This window comes from Inquilinus limosus DSM 16000 (assembly GCF_000423185.1).
Classification (GTDB): Bacteria; Pseudomonadota; Alphaproteobacteria; order DSM-16000; family Inquilinaceae; genus Inquilinus; species Inquilinus limosus.
This window is the reverse complement of record NZ_AUHM01000035.1, coordinates 71,902-88,579: the sequence shown is the minus strand read 5'-3', so window position 1 is coordinate 88,579 and position 16,678 is coordinate 71,902. Positions and strand designations below refer to the sequence as shown.

General features: G+C 69.4%; 15 protein-coding genes. 9 read left to right on the top strand and 6 right to left on the bottom strand.

The features are described from left to right. The coding region (locus G537_RS44345) for a hypothetical protein (RefSeq protein ID WP_026872485.1) at positions 1-339 on the top strand (339 nt) is incomplete at its 5' end. Positions 340-564: 225 nt separating this feature from the next. Next, the gene (rpmG, locus tag G537_RS0125260; RefSeq protein ID WP_026872484.1) at positions 565-732 is read left to right on the top strand and encodes a 50S ribosomal protein L33; all 168 of its coding nucleotides are present in this window, start codon (positions 565-567) and stop codon (positions 730-732) included. 263 nt (positions 733-995) lie between these two features. Here the strand turns inward: rpmG and G537_RS0125255 are convergent, their stop codons facing one another. Continuing rightward, positions 996-1,361, bottom strand: a complete 366-nt coding sequence (locus G537_RS0125255; RefSeq protein WP_026872483.1) for a response regulator — start codon at positions 1,359-1,361, stop codon at positions 996-998. Between the two features lie 150 nt (positions 1,362-1,511). On the opposite strand from G537_RS0125255, the gene G537_RS0125250 reads away from it, so the two are divergent. The 3 genes from G537_RS0125250 to G537_RS43135 all read left to right on the top strand — a co-directional run bounded on the left by G537_RS0125250 (position 1,512) and on the right by G537_RS43135 (position 4,631). Continuing rightward, on the top strand, positions 1,512-2,804 hold the full coding sequence (locus G537_RS0125250) for a DNA polymerase IV (protein WP_034852959.1): 1,293 nt from the start codon (positions 1,512-1,514) through the stop codon (positions 2,802-2,804). A gap of 126 nt (positions 2,805-2,930) precedes the next feature. After that, positions 2,931-3,632, top strand: coding sequence for a superoxide dismutase (locus tag G537_RS0125245; RefSeq protein ID WP_051249115.1), 702 nt, complete (start codon positions 2,931-2,933; stop codon positions 3,630-3,632). Between the two features lie 126 nt (positions 3,633-3,758). Then, positions 3,759-4,631: a type II toxin-antitoxin system death-on-curing family toxin gene (locus G537_RS43135; protein ID WP_081689030.1), complete on the top strand. Its 873-nt coding sequence runs from the start codon at positions 3,759-3,761 to the stop codon at positions 4,629-4,631. A 16-nt stretch (positions 4,632-4,647) separates the two neighbouring features. On the opposite strand, the gene G537_RS0125240 is transcribed toward G537_RS43135, so the two are convergent. After that, the gene (locus G537_RS0125240; protein WP_026872480.1) at positions 4,648-5,463 is read right to left on the bottom strand and encodes an EipB family protein; all 816 of its coding nucleotides are present in this window, start codon (positions 5,461-5,463) and stop codon (positions 4,648-4,650) included. Between the two features lie 56 nt (positions 5,464-5,519). Next, complete coding sequence (aspS, locus tag G537_RS0125235; RefSeq protein WP_026872479.1) at positions 5,520-7,319, bottom strand: aspartate--tRNA ligase; 1,800 nt, start codon at positions 7,317-7,319, stop codon at positions 5,520-5,522. Positions 7,320-7,507: 188 nt separating this feature from the next. Between aspS and G537_RS0125230 the strand changes: the two genes are divergently transcribed. Next, positions 7,508-8,515 carry an NUDIX hydrolase gene (locus G537_RS0125230; protein WP_026872478.1) on the top strand — a complete coding sequence of 336 codons (1,008 nt, stop codon included), beginning with the start codon at positions 7,508-7,510 and terminating at the stop codon, positions 8,513-8,515. 3 nt (positions 8,516-8,518) lie between these two features. Here the strand turns inward: G537_RS0125230 and G537_RS0125225 are convergent, their stop codons facing one another. Then, the gene (locus tag G537_RS0125225; protein WP_026872477.1) at positions 8,519-9,478 is read right to left on the bottom strand and encodes an aldo/keto reductase; all 960 of its coding nucleotides are present in this window, start codon (positions 9,476-9,478) and stop codon (positions 8,519-8,521) included. A 490-nt stretch (positions 9,479-9,968) separates the two neighbouring features. Here G537_RS0125225 and G537_RS0125220 point away from each other — a divergent pair, with 490 nt between their 5' ends. From G537_RS0125220 to G537_RS0125210, 3 genes are read left to right on the top strand one after another with little or no spacing between them, the layout of a single operon-like run. Further along, entirely contained in the window at positions 9,969-11,192 is a 1,224-nt protein-coding gene (locus G537_RS0125220; protein ID WP_026872476.1) for an oxalate decarboxylase family bicupin, read from the top strand. 41 nt (positions 11,193-11,233) lie between these two features. Beyond that, a complete protein-coding gene (locus G537_RS0125215; protein WP_026872475.1) occupies positions 11,234-12,058 on the top strand; it encodes a formate/nitrite transporter family protein in 825 nt (274 codons plus the stop codon). Between the two features lie 22 nt (positions 12,059-12,080). Next, positions 12,081-14,375, top strand: a complete 2,295-nt coding sequence (locus tag G537_RS0125210) for an FdhF/YdeP family oxidoreductase (RefSeq protein WP_026872474.1) — start codon at positions 12,081-12,083, stop codon at positions 14,373-14,375. Here G537_RS0125210 and G537_RS0125205 read toward each other — a convergent pair. Continuing rightward, positions 14,356-14,997: a response regulator transcription factor gene (locus G537_RS0125205; RefSeq protein ID WP_026872473.1), complete on the bottom strand. Its 642-nt coding sequence runs from the start codon at positions 14,995-14,997 to the stop codon at positions 14,356-14,358. The two genes, G537_RS0125210 and G537_RS0125205, sit on opposite strands and share 20 nt — an antisense overlap. Continuing rightward, complete coding sequence (locus G537_RS0125200) at positions 14,994-16,487, bottom strand: sensor histidine kinase (RefSeq protein ID WP_026872472.1); 1,494 nt, start codon at positions 16,485-16,487, stop codon at positions 14,994-14,996. The genes G537_RS0125205 and G537_RS0125200 overlap by 4 nt, the downstream gene beginning before the upstream one ends. Positions 16,488-16,678: the final 191 nt, after the last annotated feature.

The following is a 16,678-nucleotide window of genomic DNA, read 5'->3' as shown; positions in this document are numbered from 1 at the left end:
GGCCTCGGCCTGTCCGAGGAATGGTCCCGCTGGGGCGCCCTCGGCTGGCCGGCGACGCCGCGCCCGGCCCAGCCGGCCGGCGGCCCGGCCGCGGTCGCGGCCGAGCGGGCCCGGCGCCGGCAGGCGGTGGCCGCCGCCATGGAGCGGGCCTTCGCCGAGGTGCGGGATCCGACCCGGGTGCCGGGGCTCCGGGCCGGCCTCGCGGCCCGGCTGCAGGAGCCGGACGTGACCGGGTGGCTCGACGCCGAGACCACCGCCACCACCGCCGACCGCCTCTGCCGCTCCCTCGGCCTCGGCCTCTATGTCGACGACCCGAAGCCCGCACCCGACACTGGGTGACGGCCCGGCCGGCGGACACCCCGCCTATGGCCGCCTCGATTCCCTCTCCTCGGGGAGAGGGAGGGGCCCATTCGCGACAGCGAATGGGAGGGTGAGGGGGCTGGGCATCGAGGCTCTCGCCCGGCCCGGACACCGCCGCACTTGACTCGCGCGCGGCGGACGCTATGGTGCGCGCTTCCCGGCCCGTGATGCGGCGCCGAGCGGAGTCATATTGGGACCAGCATCATGGCCAAGCCGAGCACCATCAAGATCCGCCTGAACAGCACTGCGGACACCGGTTTCTTCTACGTCACCAAGAAGAACCCGAAGACCAAGACCGAGAAGCTGACGCTGCGCAAGTACGACCCGGTCGCGCGCAAGCACGTCGAGTTCAAGGAAGGCAAGATCAAGTAAGCGGCACGTCCCGGTCGGGCCGACCGGGCGCCGTTTCTCCGCTTGTCCGCACCGGGCCCCGCCTCCGGCGGGGCCTTTTGCATGCCTGCGTTCCGGCGTGATAGCGGCGGCCTTTTGAGATCGACTCTCTGGCCCCCATTTCGTCATGGCGAGGCGCGAAGCGCCGTGGCCATCCAGTGGCCCTGGCCTCAAGGATTGAGCCGCTGGATGGCCACGCCCCTTCGGGGCTCGCCATGACGGTTCAATATTTCACGCCATGCGCCTCAGCCCAGATGCCGGCGCACCGTGGCGATGAATCCGGCGACGCTGATCGGCTTCGAGATGTAGTCGTCGCAGCCGCCGGCCCGCACCATCGCCTCGTCGCCCTTCATCGCCAGCGCCGTCACCGCGATCACCGGGATCGCCGCCAGCTCCCGGTCGGCCTTCAGCCATTGCGTCACCTCCAGCCCCGAGATCTCGGGCAGCTGGATGTCCAGCAGAATCAGGTCGGGCCGGTGCGCCCGCGCCAGCGCCATCACCTCCGACGCGCTGTCGGTGGCGACCGTGGCGTAGCCGTTGGCCTCGAGCACGTCGACGAACAGCTTCCGGTTGAGCTCGTTGTCCTCGACGATCAGCACGGTCTTCGGCATGCCCCGGTCCCCCAGCGCCGGCTCCGCTGGCCCGGCCAGCCAAGATCGATCCGGCATCTCGCGTTGTAAAGCCGCGATCCGAGCCCCGATGCGCGTCCGGTACAAAACGGGTACAATCGCGCCATGTCCGATCCTAGGAGCCACGCGACCTTGAAGCCGGACCGGACCGCCCTGCTGCCCGGCCTGTGCCGGGATTGCGGCGCACATCCGCCGCCGGGCGCGCGGCGCTGCGCCCGCTGCGGCTCGCCCCGCCTGGTCCGCCATGCCGAGCTGCACCAGCTCAGCATCGCCCATCTCGACTGCGACGCCTTCTACGCCACGGTGGAGAAGCGCGACCGGCCGGAGCTGCAGGACCGGCCGGTGATCGTCGGCGGCGGCACCCGCGGCGTGGTCTCCGCCGCCTGCTACGTCGCGCGGCTGTACGGCGTGCGCTCGGCCATGCCCATGTTCAAGGCGCTGGAGGCCTGCCCCGACGCCGTGGTGCTGCGCCCGGACATGGCCAAATACGCCGCGGTCAGCCGGCAGATCCGGACCCTGTTCCTGGCCGCGACGCCGAAGGTCGAGCCGCTGTCGCTGGACGAGGCCTTCCTCGACCTGTCCGGCACCCAGGCGCTGCACGGCCGCAGCCCGGCCGAGACCTGCGCCGCCATCGCCCGGCAGGTCGAGCGCGAGATCGGCGTCACCCTGTCGATCGGCCTGGCGCCGAACAAGATGCTGGCCAAGATCGCGTCGGACCTGGACAAGCCGCGCGGCTTCGCCGTGATCGGCCGGGCCGAGGCCATGGCCTTCCTGGCGGACAAGCCGGTCGGCATCATCCCCGGCGTCGGCAAGGTGATGCGCGAGAAGCTGTTCAGCGACGGCATCCGCACCGTCGGCGACCTGCGCCGGATGGACGAGGGCGCGCTGGTCCGCCGCTTCGGCGTGTTCGGCCGGCGCCTCTACCGCTATGCCCGCGGGGAGGACCAGCGGCCGGTCGACCCGGACGGCGAGACCAAGAGCGTCTCGGCCGAAACCACCTTCAACACCGACATCCAGCACCCGCAGGCGCTGCTGCGCGAGCTGTGGCCCTTGTGCGAGACCGTGGCGGCCCGGCTGAAGAAGCACGACCTGGCCGGCGGCACCGTGGTGCTGAAGCTGAAGACCGCGCGGTTCCGGCAGCTCACCCGCAGCCACCGCCTGCCCGACCCGACCCAGCTGGCGGAGACGATCTGGCGCGCCGCGGTGCCGATGGTCGAGCAGGCGGCCAGCGGCGAGGCCTTCCGCCTGATCGGCGTCGGCTGCACCGACCTGGTCGAGGGCCGCCTGGCCGACCCGCCGGACCTGCTCGACCCCGCCCCCGCCCGCCGCCGCGCGGTCGAGGAGGCGGTCGACGCGGTGCGCCGCAAGCTGGGCCCGGACATCATCACCAAGGGCCGCTCCGTCCCGCCGCGGCGCCCCGGATGAAAGCGGTCGCGTCCTTCGGTCGCGGCAGTTCCCGCTGGGCGCGGGCACTGGTCGCGGGGAGACTCCGGTCCCATCTGCTGTCCACGCGATCCGCCGGCCCTGCCGGCCCAATCGAGGAAGCCTGCGATGAACCGACGTGAAGCCCTGACGCTGGGCACCGCCGCCCTCGCCGCCACCGCCGCCCGGCTCGGCGCTCCGCGCCCGGCCGCGGCCCAGACCGCGGCGGCCCCGGCCGGGCCGTTCAAGCAGCCGCCGCTGCCGTTCAAGGAGGACGCGCTGGCCCCGACGATCGGCGCCGAGACCGTCGGCCTGCATTACGGCAAGCATCACAAGGCCTATTACGACCAGCTGAACAAGCTGGCGGCGGGCACGCCCTACGAGTCGATGACCCTGGCCGAGGTCGTGGTGAAGTCCGCCGAGGCCAAGGACGCCGCGGTCTTCAACCAGGCCGGCCAGGCCTGGAACCACAATTTGTACTGGGAACAGTTCGTCCCCGGCGGCCCGAAGGCGCCGCAGGGCCGGCTGGCCGAGGCGATCGCCGAGGCCTTCGGCGACCAGGCCGGCCTCGTCAAGGCGACGACCGAGGCCGCCGGCAAGGTGTTCGGCAGCGGCTGGGTCTGGCTGGTGGCCGACACCGGAAAGCTGAGCCTGGTCGGCACCTCGAACGCCGATTCGCCTTTCGCCCATGGCGGCCAGCCGCTGTTCGGCATCGACGTGTGGGAGCACGCCTACTACCTGGACTACCAGAACCGCCGCGCCGACCACGTCAAGGCGGTGATGGAGACCCTGGTCAACTGGTCGGTGGTCTCGGACCGGCTGGGCGCCTAAACAACTGCATTTAGATAATGCGCCCCACGCGAGGGCGCATTATCGCTGCTTGCCATTCCATCAAATCGGAAAATACTATTCCTACTCCAAACTCGCACCCTCAGACCTCACACGAGAGAACAACAGATGGCAGACAAAAATATTTTAGATTACATTCATTCGGAACATAATAGATGGTTAATTCAGATAGGAGCAGACGATCACTATGCAGGACAAACCACGATTGGCATAAGAGAAGTACTGAAGGCTCACTTCTTATTAGCAGAATATTTTGCAAATACTGGAGAAGGATTGGGCGGGATAGGACCGAAAGATCTAAACCTTCTTCACTCCGCTCTAAGCCGCCAATTTGTGCAATTTGGCGGAAAGCCAAAGTGGAACGATAGAATACAAATTTGCGCCACTCTACTTTACGGACTCATCAAAAATCATCCATTCCATGATGCGAACAAGAGAACAGCTTTCCTAACATCAATCCTACATTTACAGAAAATTGGCAGAACGCCGACTCTCCCACATCAAGACTATGAAGATTTTATGGTGGACATTGCAGACAACAACTTGTCAAAATATCCAAAATACGGACATTCGGAACTTATCGGCCTAGACCGAGAAATTGAGACCATATCTCATTTTCTAAAGCGCAATACACGAGAAATTGATCTTGGTTCAAAAATAATAACATATAATCAGTTAGATGGGATTATACGGAAGCATGGCGTCAAACTCCAAGATCCCAGAAAAAATAGAATTGATGTCGTGAGATTCCTTTCTGCAGACGATTTAGAAACACCAATTGATCCTTACCGAATAGCACATATAGGCTTTCACGGATGGACGAAAGAAGTGAGCAGAAAAGATATACATATCGTCCGAGCCGCCATGAAGCTAGACGCACAACATGGGTACGACTCCCAATCATTTTTTATGGGCGTAGATGATCCATTGACGCTCATCAAGAAATACAGAGAACCTCTTCGGAGATTAGCTTTCAGATAGGCGAACTGAGGCTTTCTCACTCGCAGCGCGGCGGCGCGATCGGCTCCAGCGTGTCCAGCTTCGCCGCCATGGCGAAGTCGCCGTAGTCGATGACGATGCGGTCGGCGATGCCGTTCTCGAACAGGCGCTGGCGCAGCTCGTATTCGGGCAGCTCCGCGCCTTCGCCGGCCTTGTCCTGCCCCTCGGCGACCTTGAAGAAGGCCATGTTGATCGGGTGCGACGGGCCGCGCAGCAGCGGGTCGGCCGCGGGGTCGCCCGGCTGCGTGCGGCCGATCGCGACGCTGACATATTGCGGCCCGTCGGTGGAGCTGCCGTCGAAGAAGCCGGCGGTGAAGATCGGCCGGCCCTGGCGCATCGCCTCGACCAGCCGCTGCATATGGGCGGTCGGGAACAGGCTGCCCGCCGGCAGCGCCTGCGACAGGTCGGGCGGCGACTTGAACACCGCGTCGCCGGCCCCGGCCTCGTCGAGCCGCGCCGTGCCCCGGATGTCCTCCTTGTCCTCGCCGTTGGTGGAGGAGCTGAGATTGTAGGTCAGCTCCTGCCCGTCGGCCGATTCCCAGCCGGCATAGCGGGTCTTTCGGGTGATGGTGTCACCCGAGGCGTAGACCATCGCCACCTGATAGTTCTGCTCGAAGCTGGAGCCGTCGCAGGCGGCGGACCAGCGGTACTCCATCCGGCCCTCGATCGAGATCACGCTGCGCTGCCCCCGCGTCATGTCGAGCGTCAGGGAATACACCGCCCGGTGCGGCTGCAGCGCCACCGCCGGCGCGGCCTGGGCGGTGCCGGACAGCAGCAGAAGGGCGAGGGCGGCGGATGGCGCGGTGCGGAACATGCGCCATCTCAGCCCGAAGCCGCGGACGGATGCAAGCGCCGCGGCGCCGCGGTCCGTCAGCCGGCCTTCTTCGGCAGGTCCAGCTTGATGTGCAGCTCCTTCAGCCGGGCCGGGTCGACCTCGGCCGGGGCGCCCATCAGCAGGTCCTCGGCCCGCTGGTTCATCGGGAAGGCGATGACCTCGCGGATGTTCGGCTCGTCCGCCAGCAGCATGACGATGCGGTCGATGCCCGGGGCCGAGCCGCCATGCGGCGGGGCGCCGAAGCGGAAGGCCGACAGCATGCCGCCGAACTTCTCCTCCAGCACCTCGCGGCTGTAGCCGGCGATCTCGAACGCCTTGATCATGATCTCCGGCTTGTGGTTCCGGATCGCGCCCGAGGACAGCTCGACGCCGTTGCAGACGATGTCGTACTGGAACGCCTTGATCGTCAGCGGGTCCTGCGACTCCAGCGCCTCCAGCCCGCCCTGCGGCATCGAGAACGGGTTGTGGCTGAAGTCGATCTGCCCGGTCTCCTCGTTCAGCTCGTACATCGGGAAGTCGACGATCCAGCAGAACTCGTAACGGTTCGGGTCGATCAGCTCCAGCTCCTGCCCGATCTTCGTGCGGGCGAAGCCGGCCAGCTTGGCGGCCGCGGCCTCCAGGTCGGCGACGAAGAACACCGCGTCGCCGTCCTCGGCGCCGGTCGCCTCGCGCAGCGCCGCCTGGGCGCCCGCCTCCAGGAACTTGGCGATCGGCCCCTTGCCGGCGCCGGCCTCGAACACGACGTAGCCGAGGCCCGGCGCGCCCAGCTCCTGCGCCCAGCCGTTCAGCTTGTCGAAGAAGCTGCGCGGCCGGTCCGCGACCTTGGGCGCGCGGATGGCGCGCACCACGCCGCCCTTCTCGATCACGCCCTTGAAGGCGCGGAAGGTCACGTCCTCGCGGGCGAAGACGGCGGTGACGTCGCAGATCACCAGCGGGTTGCGCAGGTCCGGCTTGTCGTTGCCGTATTTCAGCATCGACTCGGCATAGGGAATGCGCGGGAAGGCGCCGGCGGTGACCGCGCGCTTGGTGCCGGTGAAGTCCGAGAACTCCTCGAACACGCCGCGCAGCACCGGCTCGATCGTCTGGAACACGTCCTCCTGGGTGACGTAGCTCATCTCGAAGTCGAGCTGGTAGAACTCGCCCGGGGACCGGTCGGCGCGGCTGTCCTCGTCGCGGAAGCAGGGCGCGATCTGGAAGTAGCGGTCGAAGCCGGCCACCATCAGCAGCTGCTTGAATTGCTGCGGCGCCTGCGGCAGGGCGTAGAACTTGCCGGGGTGCTGCCGCGCCGGCACCAGGAAGTCGCGCGCGCCCTCCGGGCTCGACGCCGTCAGGATCGGCGTCTGGAACTCGCGGAAGCCCTGCTCGATCATGCGGCGGCGGATCGAGGAGATGACCTCGCTGCGCAGCACGATGTTGCGCTGCATCTTCTGCCGGCGCAGGTCGAGGAAGCGGTAGCGCAGGCGGATGTCCTCGCCCGCCTCTTCGTCCGACGCCACCTGCAGCGGGATCACCTGGGCGGAGGACTGCAGCGCGAACTCGCTGATCCGCACCTCGATGCCGCCGGTCGGCAGCTTGTCGTTGACGGTCTCGGGGCTGCGCCGGACCACGACGCCGGTGACGGTGACGACGCTCTCGACGCGCGCCGCCTCGGCCGCGGCGAAATGCGGGCTGTCGGTGTCGACCACGCATTGCGTCACGCCGTAATGGTCGCGCAGGTCGAGAAACAGCAGATTGCCGTGGTCGCGCTTGCGATGGACCCAGCCCGACAGGCGGACGGTTTCGCCGGCCTGTTCGGGACGAAGCTGGCCGCAGGTATGGGTGCGGTAGGGGTGCATGGGATCGCTCTCGGACCTTGGCATGAAACGCCGGTCAGTGACACTGCCCGCGCCGGCCTGTCAAGCCGCGGCTCGACGCCCCTGCCCTCTTCCGTCGGCATATCCCCGCCGTATCTCCCGGAGAGTCACCGAAGCGACGCCCGCGCATGCTATCCTGGCGGCATGAGAGTCGAGGCTTCGGATCCGCGATGGCCGGCGTGACGGCCAAGGCGCCGCGGGCGCCAAATTCCCCCCCGAGCCGGGCCCCGCAAAGCCGGGCCGCCCAGGACCGGGTGACCGTCGACCTGTCGGCCGTGGTCGTGGCGGTGGCCGGCGACACGCCGCGCGTGCTGGCGCTGCGCGGCCCGGACGGCATCCCGACCCTGCCCGCCGGCCCGCTGGAGCCGCAGCACCGGACGCTGGAGCTGGGGCTGCGCGCCTGGGTCGAGGCGCAGACCGGCCAGCCGCTGGGCTATGTCGAGCAGCTCTACACCTTCGGCGACCGCGACCGGCAGCTGGCCGGGCCGGGCCGGGTGCTGTCGGTCGGCTATCTGGCGCTGCTGCGCGAGGCCGCGCCGGCCGGCTGGGGCGACAGCCTGTGGAGCGACTGGTACCACCACTTCCCCTGGGAGGACCGGCGCGGCGGCCGCCCGGACCTCCTGGACCGGATCGAGGCGACCCTGGCCGGCTGGGCCGCGGCCGCCGCCGGCGACGCCGAACGGCGGCGGCGCGAGGCCAGGCTGCGCATCGCCTTCGGCCTGGGCGGCCTGCCCTGGGGCGAGGAGCGGGTGCTGGAGCGCTACGAGCTGATGTACGAGGCGGGCCTCGCCGCCGAGGCGCATCGGGACGGCCGCGGCCCCGCCTGCCCGGCCCTGGCCGAAGGCGCGCCGATGGCGGCCGACCACCGCCGCATCCTGGCCACCGCGATCGGCCGGCTGCGCGGCAAGATCAAGTACCGGCCGGTGGTGTTCGAGCTGATGCCGCCGACCTTCACCCTGTCGCAGCTGCAGCGCACGGTCGAGGCTCTGGCGGGGTTGCGCCTGCACGCCCCCAACTTCCGCCGCCTGGTCGACAGCCAGGGGCTGGTGGAGGAGACCGGCGAGGTGGCCGGCGGGACCGGCGGCCGCCCGGCCCGGCTGGTCCGCTTCCGCCGCGAGGTGCTGCAGGAGCTGCCGGAACCGGGCGTGAGGCTGCCGCTGTCGCGCCGGCCTAGCTGAAGGCTACTGCCGGCCGGCCTCGTCCAGCAGCCGGATCTCGTCGGCCGCGAGGGTCAGACGGGTGGCGGCGACCAGGTCCTGCAGCTGTTCCGGGTTGGTGGCGCTGGCGATCGGCGCGGTGATGCCGGGCCGGGCGATCAGCCAGGCCAGCGCCACCGTGGCCGGGCGGACGCCGTGCGCCTTCGCCACCTGGTCGAGGGCGTCGAGGATGCGCAGGCCGCGCGGGTTCAGCCGGTCCTTCATGCCGCGGCCGCCGCGGGCGCTCTGCGACAGGTCGGCCTCGCTGCGGTACTTGCCGGTCAGGAAGCCGGCGGCGAGCGAGAAATAGGTGATGACGCCGATCTCCTCGCGCCGGCACAGATCTTCGAGCGGCCCCTCATAGCCCGAACGGTCGTAGAGGTTGTAATGCGGCTGCAGCGATTCGTAGCGCGGCAGCCCGCTCTCGGCGCTGAGCATCAGGGCCGAGGCGAGACGCTCGACCGAGAAGTTCGAGGCGCCGATCGCCCGCACCTTGCCAGCCCGGATCAGCTCGGCATAGGCGCCCAGCGTCTCCTCCTGCGGCGTCTCCGGGTCGTCCCAATGCGACTGATACAGGTCGATCACATCGGTCTGCAGCCGGCGCAGCGAGTTCTCTACCTCCTCGCGGATCCAGGCTGCTGACAGGTCCTTCCGCGGCGGCCGGCCCGGCATCTCGCCGCCGACCTTGGTGGCAATCACCACCCGGTCGCGCTTGCCACTGCGCTTCAGCCAGCGGCCGATGACGGTCTCCGATTCGCCGCCCTTGTTGCCGGGCGCCCAATGCGAATAGACGTCGGCGGTGTCGATCAGGTTCAGCCCGGCATCGACGAAGGCGTCGAGCAGGCGGAACGAGGTCGCCTCGTCCACAGTCCAGCCGAAGACGTTGCCGCCGAAGGCCAGCGGCCCGACCCGGAGGCCGGACCGGCCGAGATTGCGCAGTTCCACGGTCTCTCTCCTGCGATCGCATCCGGCCGGAGCGCCAGCGGCCCGGCCGGACCTGCTGCGGACAACTTCGGGCGTGCCGCGGCGCCCCTCTGCCCCTGTGCCAATCTAGGCGGCGGGCCGGCCGGTGCTCAACGCCCACGGAGCGTGCTGTCGATCGGCTCGCCTATACCAAGGTATGGCTCATGGCACCGCCCGCGGTTACGAGGCGAACCGCCAATATGATGGTGCGGGCCGCGTAAAGGGCGTTTCCTTCCGGGGCATCGACGGCCGGAACGGCAACGGCCCACCCCGACCGCCGAGCCAGCGTGCCAATCGGCCTCGGCCGAAGGCGCAGGCGAGGCCCCGACGCCCTGTCGTCCCGACCTCCACCTCGCCGCCTCCCGGGAAGACGATCGACGCGTGGATCCGATGACGCCGCCGCGTCGGCCATGCCCCGCGGCGTGCGGTCCGGCTCCTGAAAAGCCGGGACCACGAAGGACTGGAGGAACACATGACCCTGTTCACCCGCCGCGCCGCCCTCGGCACCATGGCCGCAGGCGGCCTCGCCGTCGCCGCCACCGGCGCGCAGGCCCAGACCGCGGCCGTGCCGCAGCCGATGACTCCCGGCCGCGGCGGCACCGACCCCGGCCCGAAGGACGCGATGCGCGCCGCCGAGAGCCCGGACATCCTGAACCCGCCGCGGACCGACAGCGGCACGCTGCCGAATCTCCGCTTCTCCTTCTCCGACTCGCATGTGCGCCAGGAGGAGGGCGGCTGGACCCGCCAGGTCACGGTGCGCGAGCTCGGCATCTCCAAGACCATCGCCGGCGTCAACATGCGCCTGAACGCCGGCGGCACCCGCGAGCTGCACTGGCACAAGCAGGCCGAATGGGCCTACATGCTGTATGGCGAAGCGCGGATCACCGCGGTCGATGCCGCCGGCAACAACTTCGTCGACGATGTCGGCCTCGGCGACCTCTGGTACTTTCCGTCCGGCATCCCGCATTCCATCCAGGGCCTCGGCAAGGACGGCTGCGAGTTCCTGCTGGTCTTCGACGACGGCGAGTTCGACGAGGACAGCACCTTCCTGCTGAGCGACTGGTTCAAGCACGTGCCGGCCTCGGTGCTGGGCAAGAACTTCGGCGTCGACACGAAATATTTCGGCCACACGCCGGACCCGCGCGAGCGCTACATCTTCAACCTGCCGATCCCCGGACCGCTGGCCGGCGACAAGATCGCCGGGGCGACGCCGGTGCCGCAGACCTTCAGCCACCGGATGATGGCGCAGGACCCGATCAAGACCAAGGGCGGCACCGTCCGGATCACCGACTCCTCGGTGTTCCCCGTCTCCAAGACCATCGCCGCGGCGCTGGTCGAGATCGAGCCCGGCGGCATGCGCGAGCTGCACTGGCACCCGAATGCCGACGAGTGGCAGTACTACATCGAGGGCCAGGGCCGCATGGGCGTGTTCGGCGCCGTCGGCACCGCCCGCACCTTCGACTTCACGGCCGGCGATGTCGGCTTCGTGCCCTTTGCCATGGGCCACTACATCGAGAACACCGGCAGCACCACGCTGCGCTTCCTCGAGATGTTCAAGAGCGACCACTACGCCGACATCTCGCTCGACCAGTGGCTGGCGCTGACCCCGCCGGAGCTGGTGCAGGGCCATCTCAATCTGGACAAGGCGGTGATGGACGCGCTGCGCAAGGACAAGACCCCGGTCGTCGCCGGCTGAGCCGGCGACGACATTCGGCGCCGTGAAGGAGAAGACCGGCGATGTACCGCGACACCATTGCCAGATACGCCGAGGCCGGGGCGCACAAGGCCGACATGGTCAGGGCCCATCTGCTGAGCTTCCTGATCGGCTCGGCCCTGGCCGGCGCCTATATCGGCTTCGGCGACATCTTCATGTTCACCGTCGGCGCCCATGCCGACCCGTCCTGGTCGCATCTGGTGATGGGCGCGGTCTTCGCCTCGGCCCTGACCATCGTCGTCTTCGCGGGGTCGGAGCTGTTCACCGGCACCGCCATGTACATGCCCTTCGCCGCGCTGCGCGGCGACAGCGGCGTGGGCGACATGCTGCGCGTCTGGATCGCCTGCTGGCTCGGCAACCTGGTCGGCGCGGCGGTGCTGGCGGCGCTGCTGCACATGGCCGGCGGCGGCGTGCTGCTGACCGACGGCAGCAGCGAGTTCTTCACCGTCGCCGCCGCCAAGATGGCCGCGCCCGGCTATGAGCTGTTCGCCCGCGGCCTCCTGTGCAACTGGCTGGTCTGCCTGGCCATCTGGATGTGTGGCCGCACCGAGAACGATGCCGCCAAGATCGCACTGATCTTCTGGCCGATCGCGATCTTCGTTGCCTGCGGCTTCGAGCATTCGGTCGCCAACATGTTCGTCTTCGCCCTGGCCCTGATGGGCGAGCATCCGGAGACGGTCACGCTCGGCGGCGCCGTGCACAACCTGGTGTGGGTGACGCTCGGCAACCTCGCCGGCGGCGGGCTGATGGTCGGGCTGGGCTATTGGCTGCAGGAGCGCGGCGCCGAGCGGAAGGTCGAGGCCCCCGCCCCGGCCGTCCAGCCATCCAACGCCCTGCCGCGCGCCTGACCCCGATCCGAGGAGCACCCCGATGCCGAGAGACAACGACGTGCCGGGCGTGAAGCCCTATGACGGCCCGGCCGGCGGCTGGGGTGCCCTCGGCGCGGTGGCCCGGGCGATCAAGGACCAGATGGCGATCGCCGAGGACACCCGCGCGCTGATGCGGATGAACCAGCCCTCCGGCTTCGACTGCCCCGGCTGCGCCTGGCCCGACCCGAAGCACACCTCGTCCTTCGAGTTCTGCGAGAACGGCGCCAAGGCGGTGTCCTGGGAGACCACGAGCAAGCGTGCTGGGCCGGAATTCTTCGCCGAGCACCCGGTCGCGGAGCTGTGGGGCTGGACCGACCATGCGCTGGAGGACCAGGGCCGGCTGACCCATCCGATGGCCTATGACCGGGCCACCGACCGCTATCTGCCGGTCAGCTGGGACGAGGCGTTCCGCCGGATCGGCGAGCGGCTGCGCGGCTACGCCGACCCGAACATGGTCGAGTTCTACACCTCGGGCCGGGCCTCGAACGAGGCCGCCTTCCTGTACCAGCTCTTCGTCCGGGAATACGGCACCAACAACTTCCCCGACTGCTCGAACATGTGCCACGAGGCCACCAGCGTCGGGCTCCCGGAGTCGATCGGCGTCGGCAAGGGCACGGTGACGCTGAAGGATTTCGACCTCTGCGATGCGATCTTCTGCATCGGCCACAACCCGGGCACCAACCACCCGCGCATGCTGACGACGCTGCGCGAGGCGTCGAAGCGCGGCGTGCCGATCGTGGTGTTCAACCCGCTGCGTGAGCGCGGGCTGGAGCGCTTCGCCGCGCCGCAGAACCCGATGGAGATGCTGACCCTCGGCTCGACCCCGATCGCCTCGGCCTACCACCAGGTCAAGGTCGGCGGCGATGTGGCCGTGCTGAAGGGCATGATGAAGGCGCTGCTGGCCGCCGACGCCGCGGATCTCGCCGTCGGCGGGCCGGGGCTGCTGGACCGCGGCTTCATCACCGAACAGACCACCGGCTTCGAGGCGCTGGCGGCGGATCTGGAGACGGTGCCCTGGGACGTGATCGAGGCCCAGTCCGGCCTGCCCCGATCGGATATCGAGGCTGCGGCGCGGATCTATGCCGAGGCGAAGAACGTCATCGTCTGCTACGGCATGGGGCTGACCCAGCACCGGCACGGCACCTCGAACGTGCAGCAGCTGGCCAACCTGCTGCTGCTGCGCGGCAACATCGGCCGGCCGGGCGCCGGGATCTGCCCGCTGCGCGGCCATTCCAACGTGCAGGGCGACCGCACCGTCGGCATCACCGAGATCCCGTCCCAGCCGTTCCTCGACGCGACCGAACGGGTCTTCGGCTTCGCCCCGCCGCGGCAGAAGGGCCACAACGCGGTGGAGGCGGTGCAGGCGATCATCGACGGCCGGTCCAAGGCGATCATCTGCCTCGGCGGCAACCTTGCCGTCGCCATGTCGGACCCGGAGGCGGTGTTCGCCGGCATGCGCAGGCTGGACCTGGCGGTGCACATCGCCACCAAGCTGAACCGGTCGCACCTGCTGCTGGCGCGCGAGTCGATCATCCTGCCCTGCCTCGGCCGGACCGAGCGCGACCTGCAGGAGACCGGCGCCCAGTCGGTCACGGTCGAGGATTCGATGTCGATGGTGCACGCCTCGCGCGGCGCCCTGCCCCCGGCCTCGGACCAGCTGCGGTCGGAGCCGGCGATCATCGCCGGGATGGCCATGGCGACGCTGCCGGACACCAGGGTCGACTGGGCCTGGCTTATCGCCGACTACGCCCGCATCCGCGACAAGATCGAGGCGGTGTTCCCCGATTTCTTCGACTTCAACGCGCGGGTGTCCGAGCCGGGCGGATTCCGGCTGGACGTGCCGGCCTCGCGGCGCGAATGGCGGACGCCGTCGGGCAAGGCCAACCTCCTGGTCTGCGCCGGAGTGGAGGAGGATCCGCGCGTGGCCCGGGCCGACGCGCTGCGCCTGACCACGATCCGCAGCCACGATCAGTACAACACCACCATCTACGGGCTGAACGACCGCTACCGCGGCATCACCGGCCGGCGCGACGTGGTGTTCCTGAACCGGGAGGACCTCGCGGCGCTCGGCCTCGGCCATGGCGATGTGGTCGATGTCGAGGCGGTGGCCAACGATCCCGGCGGGCCGCCGCGGGTGCTGCGCGGCGTGACCGCCGTGGCCCATGACATCGCCCGCGGCTCGGCCGCGGCCTATTACCCCGAGGCCAACGGCCTGGTCGCGCTCGACTCCTATGACGAGCGCAGCGGCACGCCGACCTACAAATCGATCCCGGTAATCATCCGCCGCTCTCGCTGAACCGGCGGTCCATCGCGTCGGCGATGCGCACCAGGTCGGCGACCGACCGTACCGCCATCTTCCGCATCACCTGGCCGCGGTGGATCTTGACCGTGATCTCGCTGAGGCCGAGCCGCCCGGCGATCTCCTTGTTCATCAGCCCGGACGCGACCAGGGCCATGACCTGCCGCTCGCGCGGGGTCAGGGTCTCGTACCGGCCGGCGATCTCCGCCGCGCGTTGCTCCGCCGCCCGCCGTTCCCGGTCGCGCGCGACCGCCGCGGCGACGGCGTCGAGCATATCCTGGTCCCGGAACGGCTTGGTCAGAAAATCGACCGCGCCGGCTTTCATCGCCCGGATGCTCATCGGGATATCGCCGTGCCCGGTCATGAACACGACCGGGATGCGGACCCCGTCCCGGGCCAGCTGCGCCTGGAAGTCCAGGCCGCTCGCGATCTGCAGCCGGATGTCGAGCACCAGGCAGCTGGCCGACGGCGCCTGCTGGCTGCGCAGGAACTCCTCCGGCGATGCGAAGCAGGCCACCCGGAAGCCGACCGAGCGCAGCAGGCTGTCCAGCGCGGTACGGACCGCGGCCTCGTCATCCACCACCAGCACCAGCGGCGCCTCGGCCGTTGCCTGCGTCATGCTTGCCTCCCGGCCGCCGGCAGGGCCACATGGAAGGTCACCCCCACCTCGGCGTTGCGCGATGCCCAGATCCGCCCGCCATGGGCTTCGGCGATGGAGCGGCAGATCGACAGCCCCAGGCCCATGCCGCCGGGCTTGGTCGTGCGGAAGGGGGTGAAGAGATGCTCCATCGCCTCGGGCTCCAGGCCGATGCCGCTGTCGCCGACCAGGACCAGCACCTCCCGCGCGGAATCGGTCCGGGTCTCGATCGTGAGGTCGCGGCGGGGCGTCTCCGCCATCGCCTGGATGGCGTTGACCACGAGATTGATCAAGACCTGCTGCAGCTGGATGCGGTCGGCCGGCACCGGCGGCAGCCCGGGCGCGAGCCGGGTATGCAGCGTCACGCGGTGGTCGGCGATCTCGCGCCGCATCAGCTCGACCACCTCGTCGACGACGGCGTTGAGGTCGACCGCGGCCCGCTCCGGAGCCGCCTTGCGGGTCAGGTTGCGCAGCCTCTGCACGACATGGTCGGCGCGATTGGCCTCGCCGACGATCCGGCCGGCGCAGGCCCGGGCCTCGCCGAGATCCGGCACCGGCCGGTCGAGCCAGCGCAGGCAGGCCTGGCCGTCGGTGACGATCGCGGCCAGCGGCTGCTTCACCTCATGCGCGATCGACGCCGTCAGCTCGCCGAGCGTGACCACGCGGGAGACATGCGCCAGCTCCGCCCGGGCCTCGGCCAGCGCCCGCTCGGCCCGGTTCCGCTCGGTGATATCGACGGCGCTCAAGAGGCCGGTGGGCCGGGCGCCGTCGGCCGGGAAGGTCGCCGCGATCAGGATTGACCGCCGCTCGCCGGCGATGGTCCGCAGCACTGTCTCGCCAGCGAAGGACGGCCGCCCCTCCGCCAGGGCGATCAGCAGGTCGCGCCAGGTCCGGACGGTCTCGGGCAGCAGGACGCGCCAGCGTTCGGAGATGGCCTGGGCGGCACCCGCGGCACCGACCAGCCGGATGGCGGCTTCGTTGACGTCGACGGTCTGCATCAGCGCGATGCAGCGTTCGACCAGGTCGGGGTCTTCCTCCAGCCGGCGCGGCAGGTCGGTGACGCCCTGTCGGGCGAGGTCGTCGAACAGGCGCCGGACCTGGGTGAAGTCCTCCTCCCAGATCGCCACGCCGACCGACTGGAAGATGCCGCGCCAGCGCCGTTCGCTGTCGCGCAGCACCGCGGTCGCCGCCTGGCTGCGCTGGGCCAGCGCGGTGGCGATGGCGATGGCCGACAGGCTGACGATGCCGCGCAGGAGATGCGCCTCGAAGCCGGTGTGCCGCAGCCCGACCAGGAAGCCGACGACCGTCAGCCCGCCGCAGCCGAGCGCCACCAACAGGACGCCGCGGCGGTCGAGAAAGCCGACCGACATCAGGATGACGATGGCGTAGAGCACTGCCACCGCGATCTTCATCGGGCTGAAGGTATCGAACAGGAAGATGGCGAGGGCGAGGGCCGCGGTCAGCAGCGGCATGAGCCGCTCGCGTCCGGTCCAGGCCCGCGCGGCGAAGCCTGACCGGAGCCCGGCGGTCGGGACGGCGGTCATCGGCGGCGAAGCCGGCGAATCTGCCCGGCGGCTGGATCGGTCGCGATCATGGTGCTCTTCCTCGGGCCGGCTCGGTTCGCCCGCGCTGGTCGAGAGATGATGCCGCGCGCAGCCGGTGA